Source organism: Chloroflexus sp. MS-G, assembly GCF_000735195.1.
GTDB lineage: Bacteria > Chloroflexota > Chloroflexia > Chloroflexales > Chloroflexaceae > Chloroflexus.
In genome coordinates, this window is the sequence record NZ_JPIM01000085.1 from 1 (window position 1) to 19,354 (window position 19,354).

At 53.6% G+C, this 19,354-nt stretch carries 14 protein-coding genes; 5 read left to right on the top strand and 9 right to left on the bottom strand.

What is annotated here, in order from left to right; genetic code table 11:
- The 4 genes from JE47_RS0114560 to JE47_RS0114575 all read right to left on the bottom strand — a co-directional run.
- On the bottom strand, positions 1-567 hold a 567-nt coding region (locus JE47_RS0114560), incomplete at its 3' end, for a DUF4230 domain-containing protein (RefSeq protein WP_031460469.1).
- 132 nt (positions 568-699) lie between these two features.
- Positions 700-1,809: an o-succinylbenzoate synthase gene (gene menC / locus JE47_RS0114565; RefSeq protein WP_031460456.1), complete on the bottom strand. Its 1,110-nt coding sequence runs from the start codon at positions 1,807-1,809 to the stop codon at positions 700-702.
- The gene (locus JE47_RS0114570) at positions 1,809-2,522 is read right to left on the bottom strand and encodes an FKBP-type peptidyl-prolyl cis-trans isomerase (RefSeq protein WP_031460457.1); all 714 of its coding nucleotides are present in this window, start codon (positions 2,520-2,522) and stop codon (positions 1,809-1,811) included. Before JE47_RS0114570 ends, menC begins: the two co-directional genes overlap by 1 nt.
- Before the next feature lie 42 nt (positions 2,523-2,564).
- Entirely contained in the window at positions 2,565-3,527 is a 963-nt protein-coding gene (locus JE47_RS0114575) for a glutaminyl-peptide cyclotransferase (RefSeq protein ID WP_035419565.1), read from the bottom strand.
- A gap of 492 nt (positions 3,528-4,019) precedes the next feature.
- On the opposite strand from JE47_RS0114575, the gene JE47_RS0114580 reads away from it, so the two are divergent.
- The 5 genes from JE47_RS0114580 to JE47_RS0114600 all read left to right on the top strand — a co-directional run bounded on the left by JE47_RS0114580 (position 4,020) and on the right by JE47_RS0114600 (position 10,975).
- The gene (locus JE47_RS0114580; RefSeq protein WP_031460459.1) at positions 4,020-4,484 is read left to right on the top strand and encodes a CBS domain-containing protein; all 465 of its coding nucleotides are present in this window, start codon (positions 4,020-4,022) and stop codon (positions 4,482-4,484) included.
- A gap of 767 nt (positions 4,485-5,251) precedes the next feature.
- Entirely contained in the window at positions 5,252-7,225 is a 1,974-nt protein-coding gene (locus JE47_RS0114585) for a PAS domain S-box protein (protein ID WP_031460460.1), read from the top strand.
- A gap of 261 nt (positions 7,226-7,486) precedes the next feature.
- Complete coding sequence (gene selD, locus JE47_RS0114590) at positions 7,487-8,524, top strand: selenide, water dikinase SelD (RefSeq protein WP_081910044.1); 1,038 nt, start codon at positions 7,487-7,489, stop codon at positions 8,522-8,524.
- A 490-nt stretch (positions 8,525-9,014) separates the two neighbouring features.
- Positions 9,015-9,395 carry a 2Fe-2S iron-sulfur cluster-binding protein gene (locus JE47_RS0114595; RefSeq protein WP_031460462.1) on the top strand — a complete coding sequence of 127 codons (381 nt, stop codon included), beginning with the start codon at positions 9,015-9,017 and terminating at the stop codon, positions 9,393-9,395.
- Positions 9,396-10,426: 1,031 nt separating this feature from the next.
- On the top strand, positions 10,427-10,975 hold the full coding sequence (locus JE47_RS0114600; protein WP_031460463.1) for a c-type cytochrome: 549 nt from the start codon (positions 10,427-10,429) through the stop codon (positions 10,973-10,975).
- 233 nt (positions 10,976-11,208) lie between these two features.
- Here the strand turns inward: JE47_RS0114600 and JE47_RS0114605 are convergent, their stop codons facing one another.
- The 5 genes from JE47_RS0114605 to JE47_RS0114625 form a co-directional block, all read right to left on the bottom strand.
- Positions 11,209-12,189: a phosphotransferase gene (locus JE47_RS0114605; RefSeq protein WP_031460464.1), complete on the bottom strand. Its 981-nt coding sequence runs from the start codon at positions 12,187-12,189 to the stop codon at positions 11,209-11,211.
- Positions 12,186-15,560, bottom strand: a complete 3,375-nt coding sequence (locus JE47_RS0114610) for a flippase activity-associated protein Agl23 (RefSeq protein ID WP_031460465.1) — start codon at positions 15,558-15,560, stop codon at positions 12,186-12,188. The genes JE47_RS0114605 and JE47_RS0114610 overlap by 4 nt, the downstream gene beginning before the upstream one ends.
- Positions 15,561-15,580: 20 nt before the next feature.
- The gene (locus JE47_RS0114615; protein WP_031460466.1) at positions 15,581-18,046 is read right to left on the bottom strand and encodes a flippase activity-associated protein Agl23; all 2,466 of its coding nucleotides are present in this window, start codon (positions 18,044-18,046) and stop codon (positions 15,581-15,583) included.
- 75 nt (positions 18,047-18,121) lie between these two features.
- Complete coding sequence (locus JE47_RS0114620; RefSeq protein ID WP_031460467.1) at positions 18,122-18,409, bottom strand: hypothetical protein; 288 nt, start codon at positions 18,407-18,409, stop codon at positions 18,122-18,124.
- A gap of 36 nt (positions 18,410-18,445) precedes the next feature.
- Positions 18,446-19,354, bottom strand: a 909-nt coding sequence (locus JE47_RS0114625; RefSeq protein WP_031460468.1) for an MFS transporter, incomplete at its 5' end; no start/stop codon positions are given.

Genomic DNA, 19,354 nt, shown 5'->3' on the forward strand with positions numbered 1-19,354 from the left:
CAATTCCTGATCGTTGGCAACCCGCTGTCGAATCTCGGCACGGGCCTGGGCTAATGCCTGATTTTGAGCGGCTGTAATCTGTGAACCAATCCAACGTCGTGACTCACCAATTACCTCGATTTCAATCGGATTAGGTTCGCCGGAAATTGTTGCTCGTGGCAACCGGATCAGCAGAGTATTGCCATCACGTCGGATTTCAGCCCGGCTCAGATCAACTGCCAAGCGAACTTCCGCTGTGACTTTGAGGGTAATCTCGTCGCGACCGAAGAAGCTCTGCGCTCCGCGAACCGTGGTTACTGTTGTTACCGGAAACTTGATTGCCAGCTCAATTGCCGGATCGACCCGGCGTAGATCAGGTAGAGGAATGAGCGTCGGTGCTGCCGGAGCTACCGTTGGCGGTAGAGGGGTAAAGGTTGGGGGAAGCGTGGGCCAGGGTTCTTCAGGCACTGGGGTCGCCGTCGTGGTCAGACTGCGCCAGTTGCTATTGATAAGGAAGAGCAGCAGGCCAAACACGGTTAGCGCAACAATCCCGCTTACAATCCATTGAATTGAGTGTTGTTTGATCATTGTTCGATGTGGTTGAGATCATCTTGCCTTGCGATCACGAAAGGATTTCTTGGATGAGAACCATTACATCCACACAGGAGCGGGTTTCAAACCCGCCCCTGCCGATATTAAGAGAAAGGCCGAGTCACCCATCTACGCCCGCAACATTACATAATCGGTCGTTACTGCCTGCAAGCGGTCGAGATCGACCTCAGCCCCGCTGCCCGGCCCAGTTGGCACGCTAAGCGTACTGTCGGGATTGAGCGTGAAAGGGTTGGTTACGATGTCTTGCGTAAAATAGCGGTCATTGGCGCTGATGTCACCAGGCAGGCTGAAATTGGGCAGACTGGCCAGCGCAACGTTGGCCGCCCGGCCAATACCGGTTTCGAGCATTCCACCGCACCAGACGGGGATACCGGCTGCCTGGGCCAGGTCGTGAATCCGCCGGGCTGCCGTGAAACCACCTACTCGCGATGGTTTGATATTAATGACCCCGCAAGCTCCTAACTCGATGGCCCAACGGGCATGTTCAGGTGAGACGATGCTCTCATCAAGGCAGATGGGTGTGCGTAGAAGCCGTTGTAATTTAGCGTGGTCGATAATGTCATCGTGGGCCAGTGGTTGTTCGATCAAAAGCAGATCGAAGTCGTCGAGTAAGGCCAGTTGATCGGCTTGATCGAGGGTGTAGATGCTATTAGCATCAACTTGTAGCCGCAAATCAGGCCATTGTTCACGCACGGCACGAGTCGGCTCGACATCCCACCCCGGTTTGATTTTAAGTTTTACTCGCTGATAACCGGCTTTTACGTAGCCGTCAACGACTTCAAGGAGGGCTTCAATTGACTCTTGAATGCCAACGCTGACCCCGACTTCGACCTGTTGTCGGGTACCGCCGAGCATTGCGCTCAGGCTCTTGCTATACGCTCGCCCGAATAGGTCCCATGCAGCAAACTCCAGGCCGGCCCGCGCCATCCGATTGCCGCGCACGCGGGCAAAGATGGTATCAACCTCTTCAGGTCGGCTCAGATCACGGCCCAATATCATCGGGGCCAGAATCTCACGCATCATCACCCAGGCTGTCGCCTGCGTCTCTTCGTTGTACCACGGCCCGACGCCAACCGGCGCTTCACCCCAACCGACCGCACCTTCGCTATGCAGGGTCACGATAACTGAATGATTGGCCTCTTCGCGCCAGCCACTCGTCTCGAACGGCGTCCGGTAGGGTAGCCTGATCCGTCGCAATTCGATGGCTTCGATCCGCATTAATGCACCTCCAACAACTCCACCTCAAAGATCAGGGTCGCGCCTGGCGGAATCACACCACCCGCACCGCGATTGCCGTAGGCCAGCGCTGCCGGAATAATCAACTGTCGGCGTCCACCCACTCGCATCCCAGCCACACCTTCATCCCAACCGCGAATGACCCGGCCCGCGCCGAGTGGGAAGACAAACGGCTCGCCCCTGCTCAGCGAGCTGTCGAACATGCTACCATCGGTGAGCCAACCGGTATAGTGTACCGTCACTGTGCGACCGGCCATCGCGGTGGCGCCTTCACCCACCGTCAGATCGGCGTACTGTAGGCCACTGGCGCTGGTTGTGTAGCGATCAGCGGGGAGGTCTTGCGGGGCTTCGGGTGGCCCCGGCAACACCTCAACCAGCTCGACATCGAAGGTCAGCGTGGCATTGGGTGGAATGACCGGAGGATACCCCATCTCACCGTAGGCAAGGTGCGGCGGAATAATCAGCCGTGCCTTCCCGCCAACCCGCATCAACCCGATCCCTTCATCCCAGCCGGGAATGACCATCCCAACACCAAGCGGAAAGCGGATTGGCTCCCCTCGTTCATACGAACTATCGAAGACGCTCCCATCGGCCAGCATGCCACGATAGTGAACGGCGACCACCGAACCGGGCTGCGGCTGCTCGCCATCACCGGCCTGAACTTCAACATACTGAAGACCACTGGCTGTTGTCATGAGAAGACTCCTGTCTGATAAGGCCCTGATGGGCAATACGAATTACTGATCTGCCCTGGTGGAGATCATCGGTAGATAAATAGTCTGTTCGAGCGCGATGGCAAACAGGCGTGGCCAGTATTTGCCGGTTACAAAGATTAGCCCGCTTGCTGGATCGTAGGCGATTCCGTTGAGAACATCAGCAGCAGCCCGTTCCGCTGGCGACAGCAGCCCGCTCAGATCGAGGATACCGGTGACTTGACCACTCGTCGGATCGATGCGCACGATCTGGTCGCTGTACCAGACGTTAGCGAAAATGGCGCCATTGATGTATTCCAGTTCGTTCAACCGGTCCCGTGGTTGATTACCAATTTTCACGGTAATCGTATACTTAACCGCCAGTTGACCGGTGGTGACGGTCTGTTCGGGATCGATAACGTAGAGTGTTGCAGTGCCGTCGCTCATTATCAGGTGTGTGCCGTCGTAGGTCAAGCCCCATCCTTCACGGGGCATGGTAGCGGGTGGTGTGGGATATGTAAACGAACCGATTCGATTGAACGTTGCTGCATCGTAGATCAAGCCAACCTGATTTTGCCAGGTAAGTTGAAAGATACGATCACCGATTTGAGCGATACCTTCACCGTAGAGTGTCGGATCGCCGAGATCGACCTGGCGTAATATCCGACCGGTTTCTGTCTCCACTTCACGGAGGGAGGAATTGGCGTAATCGCCAGTGCCTTCAAAGAGCCGACCCGGCCTGGCAACGATGAGACCCTGTGTCCATGCTCGCGAGTCATGTGGATAGCTTGCCACCACACGGTACGGCAGCAATGGCGGCACTTGCGCTGGGGGCGTATCGGTTGTACCAACCAGTGTTGTTGCAGTCGGTACAGGTGCCATCGCTAATGGTATTGATAATGACACTGCCGATGGTGTAGATGGTGTGGGGGTAGCGGTTGTTGGCGGTAGTGCGGCACAGGCCGCCAACCAACTCAGTGCTCCCCAGCACAGCAACAACCAGCGCACAACCTTCCTCCGTTCCTTCTACCAATGTCTTCAGCTTCGGGTTAGATTCGATGACTGAGTTGCTCAAAAACGGAGCGACATCACTGAACGTCTCGCGCATCTCGACAACGAAGCCTACACCAGGCAAACCCCTGAGCATGCGGGCCGTTGGCTCGCCTCCTGCGACGTGCGGCTGAAGCCCCTCTCATCAAATCGAGATCGGGTGCTAGCCCTGCCTCACACTCCCACTTCCCTTAAGATGAGCGGGGGAATGAGAGGCACACTTCACAATATGCGCACTGAGAACTCTGACAACCCTACCTCTACCGACGAGAGGTATTGTACCACTTTCCACCCGAATCGGCTGAAGAGCAGTAGGGTATTGTCAACCATATCCATCTGGTTGACAGATTACTACTACACGAGGGCAAGTGATACCCTGTAAATAGACCGTTACTATGGTACAATCATCGTTACCGGAGATATTGTTCAGTAAGCGCAAGGAGGCGCACCATGGCAAACAAAACCAAACCGGATATTCCGGCCGAACAGGAGATCCGCTTTTGGATGCGCACACCGGCGATCACGATCAATCTTGCTGCACCACTCAGTGAAGCACTGGCGCTGATGCGCGAGCACGACATCAGACGGCTACCGGTCGTTGTCGATACCGGTGAATTGCGCGGTATAATCACTCAGGGCGACATCCGCGGCGCCGATATTATGCGTGTCGCCGGCCTTGATCCGGTCGATATTGCCCAGGCTCTACGGAATGTAAAAGTGTACGAAGTGATGACTGAAAACCCAATTGCGGTTACACCAGAAACTAGTTTGCGCGAGGCTGCCTTACTGATGATTGAGAATAAGATCGGCGGTTTACCTGTTGTCGATGACCAGAACCGCGTTATCGGTATTATCACCGAGAGCGATCTGTTCGAGGCACTGGTGCAACAACTAGATAGTCATCCCCGGTTTTGATGAGGGATTCGTCTCAAAAGTGACGACGTAAACAGTCTTAACGTGTGATCAACACCTTCGTTCATCGATGATTGATAAGAGCCTGGGAGACGTGCTTATGTTCCATCGGAGCGCAGGTTTGTCACCTGTGTTCTAAGCACAAGAGCGAAACTATTGCCTGTTATATCGGCACGACGTGTTGACGACATGAAAGCTCCCTCACCAACCCCCGCCCTCTTCCTTTCCCACCAGGGGAAAAGAAGGGGGCGGGTTAATCCCTCACCACTCCTTTGCCACTTTTCTCTTCCACCAAAGGAGACAAAGGGGCATAACTATCGCCTGGTGGTGTGCATCATCGGTGAGTAGCGTTATTCCCTTGGGAGCAACGTGAAGGAGAACGTACAGACACTCGCTGAATGTGTCGCAAGGATCGTTTCGTTCCTGGTCGTGCTTCCACCGTATCCCATGGGCCGGATGAAAACGTTGAAAACCCCTACATCTGGTAAAAATTTGGTTGACAAGAGCGTTAGGCTCGTGTATCATATATGATAGAGACGCCAATATACGGTGATAGACTAGTGTAATTACAGATAAAAACCTGCTAAAGTTAGAGTTACAGTATCATGCTATCTCCAGAATTGTCAATCTTCACCTTTATCTTTCCCCGAATTAGACTTCCTATCACGATTCAGTACCCTGGAAGTATAGATATTGACAGTATCAAAAGTCCTGCCTGTAAAGGCAGGACTTTTGATTTGACATCATGAGCCAGCTTTGGAGGCTAGCCGATGAGTATATCTGTAACACCACCTGAATTTACCCCTCGTCAGATCGAACGCTTTTATACAGTTCTGTCATATACCGGGTTCGTTCTTACCGAATCCGATGATCAAGGAGTCATTACCTTTGCTAATCCTGCTACGCAGCGCTATTTCGGATACTCCCCGGAGGAGTGTATTGGTAAGTCGGTACTCGATTTCACCTATCCCGATGATCGAGAGCGCTTGCAGCAGATCATGGTTGAAGCGATCACCGCACACCAGCGTTCGGTAGAGATCGAAAATCGTGTATTGCATCGCGATGGAACCGTTTTTTCATTCCTGTGGTCAGTCGTCGTTCACTACGATGAGCATAGTACAGTGACCGGCTTTACCTCAATCGGTCAAGATATTTCCGCTCTTCACCGCTTACGTCAGGAGTTGTATGAACAGCGTGAGATGTTGCATAACGTTATTGACAATCTCCCGATAGGTATCTTTTGGAAGGATAAAGAGTCGCGCTTTCTCGGTTGTAACCGTCGTGTTTTGGCTGATGCCGGTCTGAGCACATTCAAAGAGATCATTGGTAAGACCGATTTCGACCTCCCATGGCAAAAAAGAGCGCTCGACTATCAGGCAAGCGATCGTTCGGTGATGGCGTCTGGCCCGAAACTGAATATTGAAGAGACTCTCACTCGTGGTGATGGCACTACCATCTGGCTACGCACCGGTAAAGTACCGTTGGTGCGTCGTAATCATGTGGTGGGAGTATTGGGATTCTACGAGGATATTACTGAGCAACGGCAGCAAGAGCAAGAGCGGCGAACGCTTCAATTGCTCGTCGAGAATGCACCGGATGGGATCGGTCTGCTTGATCGCCAGTTGAAAATTAGCTATGCCAATCCGGCATTTGTCGCAATGTTGGGCTATCGTGAACTGATTGGGCAATCCTGGCCTTCCTTAATCCATCCCGATGACCGTGATCAGCTTGAAGTGCTCATCCGCCAGGTAGCAGCCGGCCATGATACCTATGCCAGATTGCGCTATATGCACGATAACGGTTCAATCATCACAGCCTATGTGTCTATTCCAGTATTGCGCGATCAGCAGGGACAGATAATTGGCTATGGAATTATAAACCACGACGTAACTGAGCAATTGAAGTCTGAAGAGCAACTCCGCGCCAGCGAGCAGCGTCACCGGTCGCTCTTACAGGCGCTGCCTGATCTCATTTTTCTCCTATCGCAGGATGGGGTTTTTCGAGATTACCATTCAAACGAGATTAACCCAGCAGTTCCACCGGAGTATTTTTTCAATCGCCATTTCACCGAAGTGCTGCCGCCAGAGCTAGCCAACTTGACAGCTCATCATCTGGCAGAGCTGAAACGCACCGGTACCTTGCAACGTTATGAGTATCAGATGCAGATAGATGGTCAGATGCGCGATTACGAAGCGCGGATGACGTTCAGCGGAGATGATGTGCTTATAATGATTCGCGACATTACCGAACAACGCCAGGCCGAGCGTGAGCGCCAGACCATTGCATTACAGGAACAGATCATTGAGGCGCAGCAAGCGATTTTGCACGAATTGAGTACACCTCTGTTACCGATTGCCGATGGTGTGGTCGCAATGCCGTTGATCGGTGCGATTGATACCAGCCGCGCTCAGCGCATCATGGAGACCTTGTTGACCGGCGTTGCTCAGTATCAGGCGACGATTGCCATTATTGATATTACTGGGGTGAAGGTCGTTGACACGCAGGTTGCCAGTGCGCTGCTGCGTACTGCTCAGGCAGCAGGTATGCTTGGTGCGCAAGTGGTGTTGACCGGTATTCGCCCAGAAATCGCGCAGACGATCGTGTATCTCGGTGCTGATCTTCGGGGGATTGTGACCAAAGCAACATTGCAGGAAGGAATCGCTTACGCGCTATCCCATCGGCGTGTCAAGCAACCGACACTGAACGGTCGCACGGTAAAGGCGGGTTCCCGAACTACCGGTTAGAGCAGGATGCATTGCCGTGCATCCCTGATGCGTCACCTCCCATTGGCAGGGGCGCACTGCCGTGCGCCCCTACTGCGTTTTCAGGCAAATAGCGCAGATTAGGGAATACTACAGGTAAATACATAACGTTCATTGACGTGTCACATACGACCGCAAACCGGAAACGTTGCCCCCTCTCTTCTAGGTTGCATAAGGGCGTAATGAGATGGTTTGAGTTATAATAAGTACGCTGATAGATAAATTGTTTCTGGAATGTCAACAATGGACAAACGCGAACAAATTCGATTGACAACCCTGGCATCATGCGCTGGCTGAGCAGCAAAGTTGGGGCCGGGCGCCCTTGCTTCAGTGCTGGCTACGCTTCGCACACCTGCTCACCCGCAGGTGTTAGTCGGCTTGTCCGAAAGCGATGATGCCGCCGTCTACCAACTGAATAGCGACACGGCGCTTGTGCAAACGGTTGACTTCTTCCCGCCGATTGTCGATGATCCATACACCTATGGCGCTATCGCTGCGGCTAACGCGCTCAGCGATGTGTATGCCATGGGGGGGAAACCGATTCTCGCGCTAGCTATTGCAGCGTTTCCCGATAACCTCGATCAATCGATCATCTCGGCCATTCTGCAGGGCGGTATCGATAAAGCCACTGAAGCCGGCGCGGTCGTAGTTGGAGGTCATACGGTGACCGACCGTGAACCAAAGTATGGCTTGTGTGTGACCGGTCTCATCGATCCACGGCGCATTGTGACGAAAGCCGGAGCGCGATCCGGTGATCGGGTGTTGCTCAGCAAGCCGCTTGGCACCGGTATCATTACGACTGCCGCTAAGCGTGATGCGGTTAACGAAGCTGATCTCAAAGGCGCTATCGAGAGCATGGTGACTCTCAACCGGCGTGTTGCCGAACTAATGGAACAGGTCGAAATTCATGCCGCTACCGATGTGACCGGCTATGGTCTGCTCGGTCATGCCGGTGAGATTGCCCGTCAAAGTAACGTATCCCTGATTATTGATGCCGGTGCTGTGCCAGCTCTCCCCGGTGCACTTGCCTATGCCGAAGCCGGCATGATCCCCGGTGGTTTACGACGTAATCTTGAATTTGCCGCTTCGTTTACCACCTTTGCTCCTAATCTTCCCCCTGTCTATCAACTGCTGCTGGCCGACCCGCAAACGTCAGGCGGATTGCTGATCGTTGCACCGCCCATTGCTGCCAACACGTTGCAAGCGCTATGCGCTGCGGTTGGGCAGCCGATCTGGGAGATCGGTGAGGTGATCGGTGGTAGTGGTCTGATAGTTCAATAGCCGACTATTTGTCTCACCAGTATCGAAACATCGTAATAGTTTGGTTTACCAGCCTGAAGCCGCACGGCGTACTCTGAGGAACGTCTAGAATCTGTTGCGCTTCTTCACCGATTCTAAGAGCCTGATTAGAAACTCGTGGTTTTAACAGGCGCTCAGAAATTCAGGTCTTCGATGAGGTTCTTTGAGTTTTCTGGCATGATGAACCCTCCTCTTCTGGTTCACGTTCTGAGGTTGCAGTGCTAGAACTCAACTGCGTCTCAAGAAACACTATCAGGGTGTATGCCCAAACTACCTTCATCGCTCCTTCCTCTTCCGCACCGGTGGCGGAAAGGGATTGAGGGAGGGTGAAGAGGTGAGAAACGCTTTGCGGCACGGGTACTGAGAACTCGGAACAGCTCTGACTACGGTTATGTCTGGTTGACGAGATACTCTTTTGATGGTAGTTTGAAAATGTACCCCTATTGTAAGAAGACATTGTGATGGAGGGATTATGCCTGTAATCACCATTGGTGAGCGTTCAGTGAATGTTGAGGCTGGGACCAGGCTGGTGCTGGCCATCGAGCAAGCCGGGATCGCGATCGGGCATCGTTGCGGTGGGAATGCCCGCTGTACTACCTGTCGGGTTGTGTTCGCCGAAGGTGAGCCTGAAGAGATGACTGCTGCTGAATATGCCAAATTGAACGAACGTGGTCTGCTTGGTCAGTATCGTCTTGCTTGCCAGATTGTTTGTAACCACGATATGGTGATTGCCGAAGTGCCGATGACTCTCGAGAGCCAGGGTTGGACTGATACCGGCCCTATCCCCGAACCTACAGTAACCCCCGATCCAACCACTTACCCACGGTCAACACTCGCTGCGCAGCACTCGTAACCCAGGTCTGAGGGAGTGATTGACGTTCCCTTGCCGATAGTTGTTTGTGCCAACGTTCCCTTCCGCTCCCTTTATGGGAGCGGTTTGGGTTTGGATAGTGACGATAGGTGATTACCGTGCGCAGCATCAGCCCGCAGTGACGGGCATTGCCAACACGTTGCCGCTACGTCATCGTTGCGATAACGCATCCTTGTAGGAGGTCCCTACCATCACAGAGCTTCGAGGTTCCGTCTCAACTGATGCGGTAACAGGCAGGATGTTTGTGCATGGCCCTCTGTCATGAGCGATACCTGACAGGCAGAATGTTTCATTCTTCATCTAAACGGCTCCATGCCTAGTCCACGATAGCACAGTATCCATGCAGAGCTGTCGTTTCTGTTTTGCTGAGTGGAAAAATTATTCGTAACGTGGAAGATTGTATACACGAAAGCGATAAGAAATATGCCTGGATCGATCCGTTCAGATCACGATGTTGATTTCTTTGGATCTTCTCAATTATAGATCGACAAAGTATACTGCTTATATCCCGATATACTAGGGTAAAGAAAGCGACTAGGGCTGTGCGGAGTTTTCACCCTTTCCAGGTGAGAGGAACGGGGAGCGGAAAGCGAAACGAGCGTAGTAGTGTCGGGTTCTTAACCTATCCACAGAGCATCAGGCAGGGCACGTGCAGCTTCTCGTTCTGATGTGCTCTGCGACCGTTTCCCTATCATCTCACCACTGATGACCGTGATTGCGCATAGGAAGGGCAGGTTTTACTCACCCTGACCATTGACGGGTAGTCCTGATCCAGAATGACCATACAACCCGGGTCAGCGGCTCACGCACCCTGGGACTGCGTGGATCGAGGACCGTCATGCGGGTGTGAACGACATCCGTGGCAAACACGACCAAAATCTGAAAGCGCCGAAAAGCCTGGAAAGAGATGCTGTTAGATCGAACCTGGTGAAGCGACTCGGGCATTGACAAATTCTGGTATTGGTAACGACTCCGTCAGTGTTAGACGTTATCTACTCACAGGAGAGAAGACCATGCAAAAAGTGCTTTACTGGATGTATGTGTTGATTCTATCAACCATTCTTGCGGCATGTGCCAGCACCACTCACACGTCTTCAACTGGTCCCGACCCTAGCAACCAGGCAGTGGCTGTAATCAGCCAACCTGCCACTACTGATCAGGGAAACGCAGCCCATCAAGTTGTTGCATTAAGCAATTCTTCGGCAGCGGCTAGTGTGGCTAATACTGAATTGCCACCAGCACTTGCTGATACGTCGCTCTCGGCGAAAGGTGATCCCAATCGTGGTAAGACTGTATTCGCTTCGTGTGCTGGTTGTCATTCTACTTCAACAAATACCCTGCTTGGCCCAGGTCTGGCCGGGTTGTTCAGTATCGAGGGGCCAAAGTTGCCTGATGGGGTAGACTATCAGGGGCTATTGCCGAATGGGAAAGAGCGTAGTGAAGCGAATATTGCCGAATGGATTAGAACTGGTGGATCAGGCAGTATTGGTTATATGCCACCTACGCCGCTCACCAATGAGCAGATGGCTGATTTGATGGCGTATCTGCGTACATTAGAGTGAGAGGGTGTCTACTCAGAACCGATGGATAAAACGTTCCTGAGTACAACACGACTCGCAACCAGCCTGACACCGATAAAACATTTGGACAAGGGGCAAGGTGGTGCCTTGCCCCTACAAGTCTATCCCGTGCACATCGTACTATCGCGGAGGGAGCAGTTTACCCGCTGTCTCGGCTAGTATTTGTACATTGCGCCGGCTGATGTTTCATCCTCGATCTGAACGACGAAACGTTGTCAACCAGATGCCACGCTCGCCAATATGCGCCGTACTTCTTCCACATCCTGCTCATGCGGCAATCCGTGCGCATAGCGATCGCAGGCACTCCACGCACAACTTAACAGGTGTAACAGGTGGAACCGTTCAGTTTCTGCCGGACTGAGCATGCCGGCACTACAGTATCCTTCGTACAGTCCTTCCCGCCAGGCTGCCGGCAAGTGTGCTCGCATCCCAAACGCAAGATCGAATAAACCGTCACCACTGATGAACCATCCCGGTTCTTCCAGCGCTTCCAGATGGACGTGTTGACCACCAACCGTACATCGTACTGCCTGTGGGCCGAAGTTTCCATGCATCAGTACTGGCATCGCACAGTCGATTCGTGGGTCTTGAAGAATGGTTTGCAGCATTGCAACCTCTTCCGCACTGAAGATGAGTTGTGGGGTTGGTAAACCGGCCAGACGCTGCCCGATAGCGATCAACACATGTCGCCAGCTCAACCGTGGCCAGCGGCCATTGCTTGTTGGGCGTCCGGCGCCGGGCATCGTTTGACGGTGTAATCGCCGTAGTGCCCGCCCTGCCTGACGAGCAATGCCGTACAGGAGGTGCTCATCGTGTAACTCGGCTGCTGTTTGTCCGGTGACGAAACTTTCAAGCGTATACGCAAACGGTACGAATGTCTTACTCAGATCGCGCTGGATGATCCGTGCGCCGGGAACACTGCTCAACGCCAGGCCGCGTAAAAATGTGGTATGTGCCGCCAGATCGTCTTCCGGGGAGATGCGTAAGATGACATGCTCAGTAGGTAAAGTTAAGCGCACCAGGATATGACGCTCAGTTTGGCGGTATAAGGTTGCGTTTTGCGGACGTAGACTCAAAGCACGTACTATGATAGCGGTGTAGTCACCCAACCGGCTCAGACTCCGCTGCCAGGCTTCGCTTAGCTCAGAGGCTGCTGGTGAAACGGTATGATTGAGATGTCGAAAATCGGTGATCATGGCGTTGATGGTGCAAGTGTCGGTAAGCTAAAGCGTGCAGCTCGCCCGCCGAGTCGATCAACAATCCAGACACTCCCATCGGCGGCGACGGCAATGCCGCTTGGACTGGCGATTGGTACGCCATCGCTGCCCACTCCTGTCCAGCGTAGCAGAGGCGTACCGTTGGCCTGCGATGTGAGCACATACTGGCGGGTTGGTACTGCTACGTACACAGTGCCATCAGGGCTGACTGCCAGCATCGGATCATCGTAAGTATTGGCCTGCCACCCTGGTACCGGCCACGTTGTCAAGGGTATCGGATCAATCCGACCGTCGGCAGTACGGGCAAAGACCTGTACACGCCCGTTCCAGGTATCGGCGACATACAAGTTACCGGCGGCATCAAACGCCAGGCTGGTCGGTTCATTGAATTGACCAGGGGCGCTTCCAGCACCACCGAATTGATAGAGAAATTGACCGTTGCTATCGGTGACAACAATCCGTTTATTACCGGTGTCGGCTATATACACATTCCCGTCAGCATCAACCGCAACGCCACGTGGTCCGAAAAAGCCTAGTGGTGCAGCCGCATTCCGTGCCGGATCCCCCTCAGTGATTGTTGCCCGTCGTCCATCACCGAGATCCATATCGCCACTACCCCAGCTTGCTACTGGGCGCAGGTCGGCGCTGTACTTGACGATGCGGGCGTTCCAGGTGTCGGCTACATAGAGATTACCCTGCGGATCAACGGCCAAGCCACGCGGTTCGTAGAACTGATCGATACCATTGCCCTGTGTACCGAAATTGCGAATGAGCGAACCATCGGATGTAAAGACTTCGATCCGATGATTGAATGTATCGGCAATGAAGATTCGTCCTTGTTGATCAATAGCGATACCGGTCGCTCCGCTACTACCATTCGACAATCGAATCTCGTTTTGTGCAGCCAGTCGTAATTCGGGTGCTGCGACAACAGTTGTGGTTTGACCGACTCCTCCGGCCAGGTCGCGGCGCAACCACACCTCAACTTCGCGTCCATTCAGCGTGAGCGGTTCGGGAAGTTGACGGAAGAGAAGATAACGTCCTAGAGTCGGCCAGTTTTCACGTTGAAATGGCCAGAGTAACACGTCAAATGGCCCGTGTAGCTCGTTACTGAGATCACGGCCACAATCTTCTTTGGCTGCGGCTGCCGTCCAGGTACTGTAATAAAATCGTTTATATCCAGGACTTTGTGGTGCACATTTGTTGCCTTCTGGGAACCACCAGTTGAACATTCCTACTGGACCGTAAGGCTGTACATACGACTCGCGCAGTATATCGCGGAGTCGGTCGGTCACAAAGGGGCGATACAGCATCACAATCGGAGCCAGATCACGTCTGCCATCGGGCATTGTTACGGTCAGTTGATCAACTGATGGCACACGACCCAATTCGCTCCCATTCACCCAGTTGATATTCTTGAAATCACGCAGATACCATTGCAATGGCCAGGCTAATGAGCCTTCGGCGGTTTTGTCGCCACCATCAAGAATGAGTGGCATAGTCAACCCGCCAGTGGGGTCTTGTGGCCCCCGGTTGCCCCGAGTAAGATTAATCGCCAACTCGCGAATATCAGCCGCATAGCGTGGTACATCCGGTGCGGTCTGAGTATAGATCAGTGGTTCGATAGGTACATCTGGGTGATCATAGACCACCAGCCACGTTGCCCGAATCATGTAGGCGGCCAGTAAAGCGGCGCCGGTCAGACCAATCGCCGCGCTGACTGCACGCAAATGCAGTTGAGTGATGAGTGAGAGGAAGGCATAAATCAACCCGAAAATGATCAGGAGTGGAATGATGGCCTGCAATATCGCCGTCTGACCACCGCTACTCAACCGCCAGAAGGCAACGCCCACAGCCACCCCCAAGAGGAGGATGAGGAGTGGAATGAGCCAGATGTGCCGGACGACCCGTGCTCGGTTGACGACATCGATCATGCGCCCGACAACCCACGCTGCGAGGAGATTCCCCGGCAGCGCCATGTGCACAACCAGCCAAGGCATTTTTTCGCCAGCCCACGAAAAGATGATGGTTGCCGTAAAGAACCAGAAGACGATCAACAGCGGGTAGAGGGGCCATGGCGCTGGAGCAACGAGTCGCGCTGTTTCGTCAACATCTTTCCCGGTAGGATCGCTTGTTTCCTCAGCGGTTGTGGATAGCGCCGTTTGCCCGGAGAACCATTGTCGTCGCACAACGGCGACCACCATTGCGATGACAACGCCTAAGCCACTGATCACTGCCAATGGTTCGTAGAGGGGGAGAAGCATCAGGTAGTAGTACCAGGGCTGATCACCACGTGCATACTCTTGCTGGCTCCCCAGCCAGTAGATGAGACCGGCGGTAATTCCATCGATGGCGCCGGGCAGGTAGGTAAAGAAACTGGTGTAGAGCACCAGGTACACTCCACCGAGAATAGCCAGGGCCGTCCAGAGAGTCGTTCGTTCCTCTTGCCACAATGCACGCAAGCGAGTGGTCAACACCGGTTCGGGTGGCCACAGACGCTGACACAGCCAGGCCAGCACTAGCGCCGACGCGATCAGGAATGCCTTTTCGCCAACATACAGGCCACGCCCAAACGGCAGCGGCGGATTGAGGACCATGAGCACCAGGCACAGACCGATCACGATCAGCAGCACAATATTTTGATAACGGGCCAGACGGCTCTCGGCCAGCAACCGCATGAACACGAATACCCCGAAGATGAAGAGCAAAATATAGTACAGTTCATGGGTTGCAATAGCCAGTGCCAGGCCTAATGCAACCAGGTACAACCACTGGCGCTGACCGGTATCAATCCACCGTAATGCGCCGATCACCATCCACAACTCCCACAACACCATCAAGCCATCGTGGCGGGCAAAACGGGTGTAGTAGAGCAAAGATGGTGAAAAACCAAGCAACAGTGCTGCAACCAGTGCTCCTCCACGCCCAAGATACGGTCGTAGCCACCAGGCTGATGCCACCAGACCAATCCCGGCCAGGGCCATTGGTAAGCGGGCCTGGGCATCGCCGTCGCCAAACAAAAAGTAGGCAAGTGCTGTCAGAAAATAGAGTGATGGCCCGTGATAGACCGGATCGTAGCAGTAAGTCTCGTGGTAGAGGCCACCTCGTGCGTTTCCGTTTTCGTCAAGACCATTCCAGCACGAGAAGGCACCCGCGCCGGTGTAAAGCCGCCAGCTCGACCAGGCATGGATCGACTCATCGTGGTGGAGGGCCATGCGATCCAGACCCCAGAGGTGAGCTACGATGCTGGCAATAACGATTAAGGTGTAGGCTGCTGTTTCCCAGGTGAGCCAGTCTATGCGCAAGCGTTGGTTAAGCACCTGCCCGGTTGAGAATATCTGTGTTGCCATAACCTCATGAACCAGAACGTCTATCTGCTATTGTCCATGTGTAGCGTACCACCGAGGCCGATCCCGATCTGACGGGCCAGTTCTGGTCGCACTGCGATGACAAAATCGGTTGAGCCTAAACCGGCAGGTGGTTGCCGGAACATCAAATATCGCCACAACTGCGCCGTGGTCTCGTAATCGAACGGATTGCGGAACAGGCGTTCAAGAAGCGATCCACCATTGAATCTACTGATACGATACACCTGATCTTCTGGAAACCACCAGCGCAAGGGGTAACGTTGCAGCACAAATCCCTGGAGATAGGTGCGATTTTCGGGGTAGCGGTCGAGATTCTCTTGCAAGATCAACACCGCCTGCACCTCAGCAGGTGGCGGTCCATTCAGTCTTCCTCCCGGTACATAGATCGCGCCGGGCCAATCACGTAAATACCACAACCAGACCGTCTCGTTATCGTACATCAGCGGAAGACGGGTTCCCCCTGCTCGCCGCATTGCTGCCTCTTCCAGACGACGTACCACCCGCATCACATCGGGTGATGTCTGAGTGTAAACCATCATCTCACGGGCTACGTCACCGGTTTGGTAGGCCAGACGGATACTGCCACGCACTGTATAGAGGCCAACCGCCAGGATCAGGCAGATTGTGGTTAAGGTCGCAGTCACGATCCAACCCCAACGGAGCCAGCTTCCAATGACGAGCAGCAGTAACAGGGTTAGGGTAAAGAGCAATGCCATCCAGGGTTGAATGGGTGACGTTGGCCCAGCAGCAATCGTAATTGAGAGCAAGAGAAAGCCTAGACAGATGATTAACCCGAACAGCAAACCAAATCCGACCAACGAACCTGCGGGGAGGCCCAGGAAACCTGCTTGATTATCATCAAGCCATCGCTGGTTAGTCGTATTCTGCGCTGGCAGATCACCGGCGCCACTCTGAGCGGTGTGCCCGGTTACGGCGTTATCCTCTGCCGAGGCCGGAACTGCCGACTCTGCCCATAGTTGTTGCCAGTACATTACCTGCTGTTGGGCCAGCTCCAGTAACCTGCTCACTCCCCATGCCAGCAGCAGGGTGAACGGTAGCGTCATATGGATCGTTAGCCACGGCATCTTCTCGCCGGCCCAGGAGTATATCGCAAACGAGGCGATGGCCCACCAGGCAATCAAACCTACTGCAAACGCCTCTGGTCGTCGTTGTCGTACTGCCTGTATCACCAATGGCAGGCCGATGATCATCCCTAACCAGAGTAACGGCTCGTAGGTTGCTAAGATGACTGCATAGTAGTGGGCCGGCTGGCTTCCACGTTGAACGTTGTGCTGGGCCAGCCAGTAGAGCAGCGAACCGGCCACTCCTGAGATGAGACCTAGCACGTTCGTAAACATTGCAGTAAAGAAGAGCGTATAAATCGTGGCGAAGATGATCAATGCGCCCTGCCAGCGCCGATCAGTTCCCAGACTGAGCAATAAGCGAGCAGCCGGTTCACCACGCCCGATAGCATAATCCCATGGTGTTATCCCGGCGGCGTCACATCGAAACCAGATCAGCCAGATGAACATCCCCAATCCAATCGTCACCAGCAAGATGGCACTGATGATCGCTGGATGGTTTATAAACCGACCGATGTCGGCCAGGTACCGCACAGCATTTTCCCAGACAGTACGATCACCGTCAGTATCAGCCCGATTACGTACCAGCAGAGCATACCCGTTGTCTTCGGTTTCGAGTGGTGGCCAGCCGAAGATAGGGCCGGGTTGGGCAACTTCAATCAAACCGTTGGCATCGCGTTTGGCGTGGTGCGCACCATCAACTACTGCGGTACCGGGCAAGACAAATATCAGCAGTGCCAGCCCGATACCGAGACCGGCAATGATGGCGATGCCCGGTCGATACACCTGCCAGCAGAACAGGATCGCGAGAGGGAAAGCGAAGATCAGAATATAAAGGTACGTCGTCTCCTGGTTGGTCAGCATGAGCGCTAGTGCTGTTGTTCCCAGGTACAGCCAGCGTGGACGTGGATCGGCAGCGTAGCGCACAATTGCCACGAATACCAGGATTTCACAAACAACCGAAAAAATGTCGTGACGGAAAAAGCGTCCAACGTAGAGGGCTACCGGCGAGATCAGTAAGTAGAGACTCGCCATTAATGCTGCCCGTCGCCCAATCACCGGGCGTAACAATATCGGGCTGAGCGTGAGAGCAATGCTAGCCAGAGCTGCACTAAGACGTGCTGTCGTGTCATTATCACCAAACAGAAAGAAAAACAGCGCACCTAGAAAGTAGAGGAGTGGGCCGTGCAACAAAGGATCGTGCATGTAGCCACGACCACTGTAGAGAAACCAGGAATAGGCTGCATGCAGTGTCTCATCGTGGTGTAATGCCCGATCACCCAATGCCCACAGGCGACTGATGATTGCCAGAATGGCAATCCCTGTATAACAAAGCTGTTCTACTGTTGGAGTCCAGCGCCGATCAACGTTTTCAATCACCGACATATATTTCAGTGCGCTGCGCAGTACCTATAGAAACCGCAGGCATTGTACACGAACGGCAAACGCATAGCAAGCTGCTCAATACGGAAAAAAGTCTTCCGGCATCACCTTTACATCGCGCAGCCAGGCGATCAAACGTCGTTCATCGCGTTGCACACGCTCGATCCGGGCAGTTACATATCGTCCCTGTTCCCGCCAGTACACCAGATCATCAGGCTGTAAATCAATCATTGTTGGTTTAAGATAGCCACCTGTGCAATCGATCATGACTCGCTGCTGAGACAGCTCATCAATTGGTAAGTCGGTGTAACGTCGTCCATAGCCACGACGGATCACCGAGATAGTACGAAGTGTGGGTTGTGACATAGCTACCATATGTGCATCACGCGGCGACTTCGCAAGTTACCCAATGCGCAACCATGCAAAGAGTGCCACACCCAACAAGCGTATGAGACCGGCCACCAATAAGGTAGCGCTGATTCCAATCTGGTCGGCGAGTGAAGTTGCGATCAGCGGCATGACAAAGAGCGCCAGGTTTTGCAATGTCTGAAAAACCCCAATGTATGTCGCCTGCCGTTCGGCGGGAATGGTACTCAATACCAGATCAAAGTTGACCAGATCGTTCCCGGCGACACAAAAGTTAGCTATCCCTGCCAGTACAGCCATGATTAGAGGGGTGTCGGTGGCAGCTAGCCCAAACGGGTACAATGCCATACCGAAACTACTGGCAAGCAATACTCCTCTGTTCCCTAAACGTGGCACACCTGCTGACCATACCGCGTATGCAATCAGCAATACACCGTTGCCGATCATGCTTATCAGACCGATCCAGGCATCGTTCAGCCCGGCTTCACGCACATAATAGAGTGGTATAAGCGGGATTGCCATCGCAATCCCACTCCGAAAGACAAATGCACTCAATGCGTACTGCACAAATGGTAGTGGCGCTTGATGAAGGGCATCACGCAGTGATTCGGCGCCATGTTGCCGTGGTGTTGGATTGCGGTCGGGTAAGGTGATCGACCGCGAAAAGAAGAAACTGAGCAGTCCGCCGACAACTGATCCGATAAATACTACCTGATAATTGAATGGAAAAGGAAATAGTTCAAGCACGGCGCCTACCGTCGCTACCGTCACTGCCGTTGCCAGTCCTAAACTCGACCAGCGCATGCTCATCAGTGCATAACGACGCTGTGGTCCGGCGACATCTCCCATGACTATGGTAAACGCGACATTAACAAAGGTCGAGGGAATGGTCACCAAAGCCCACAAGATGATGATCGTCCACGGCACGATGTTCAGCGGTAAGAT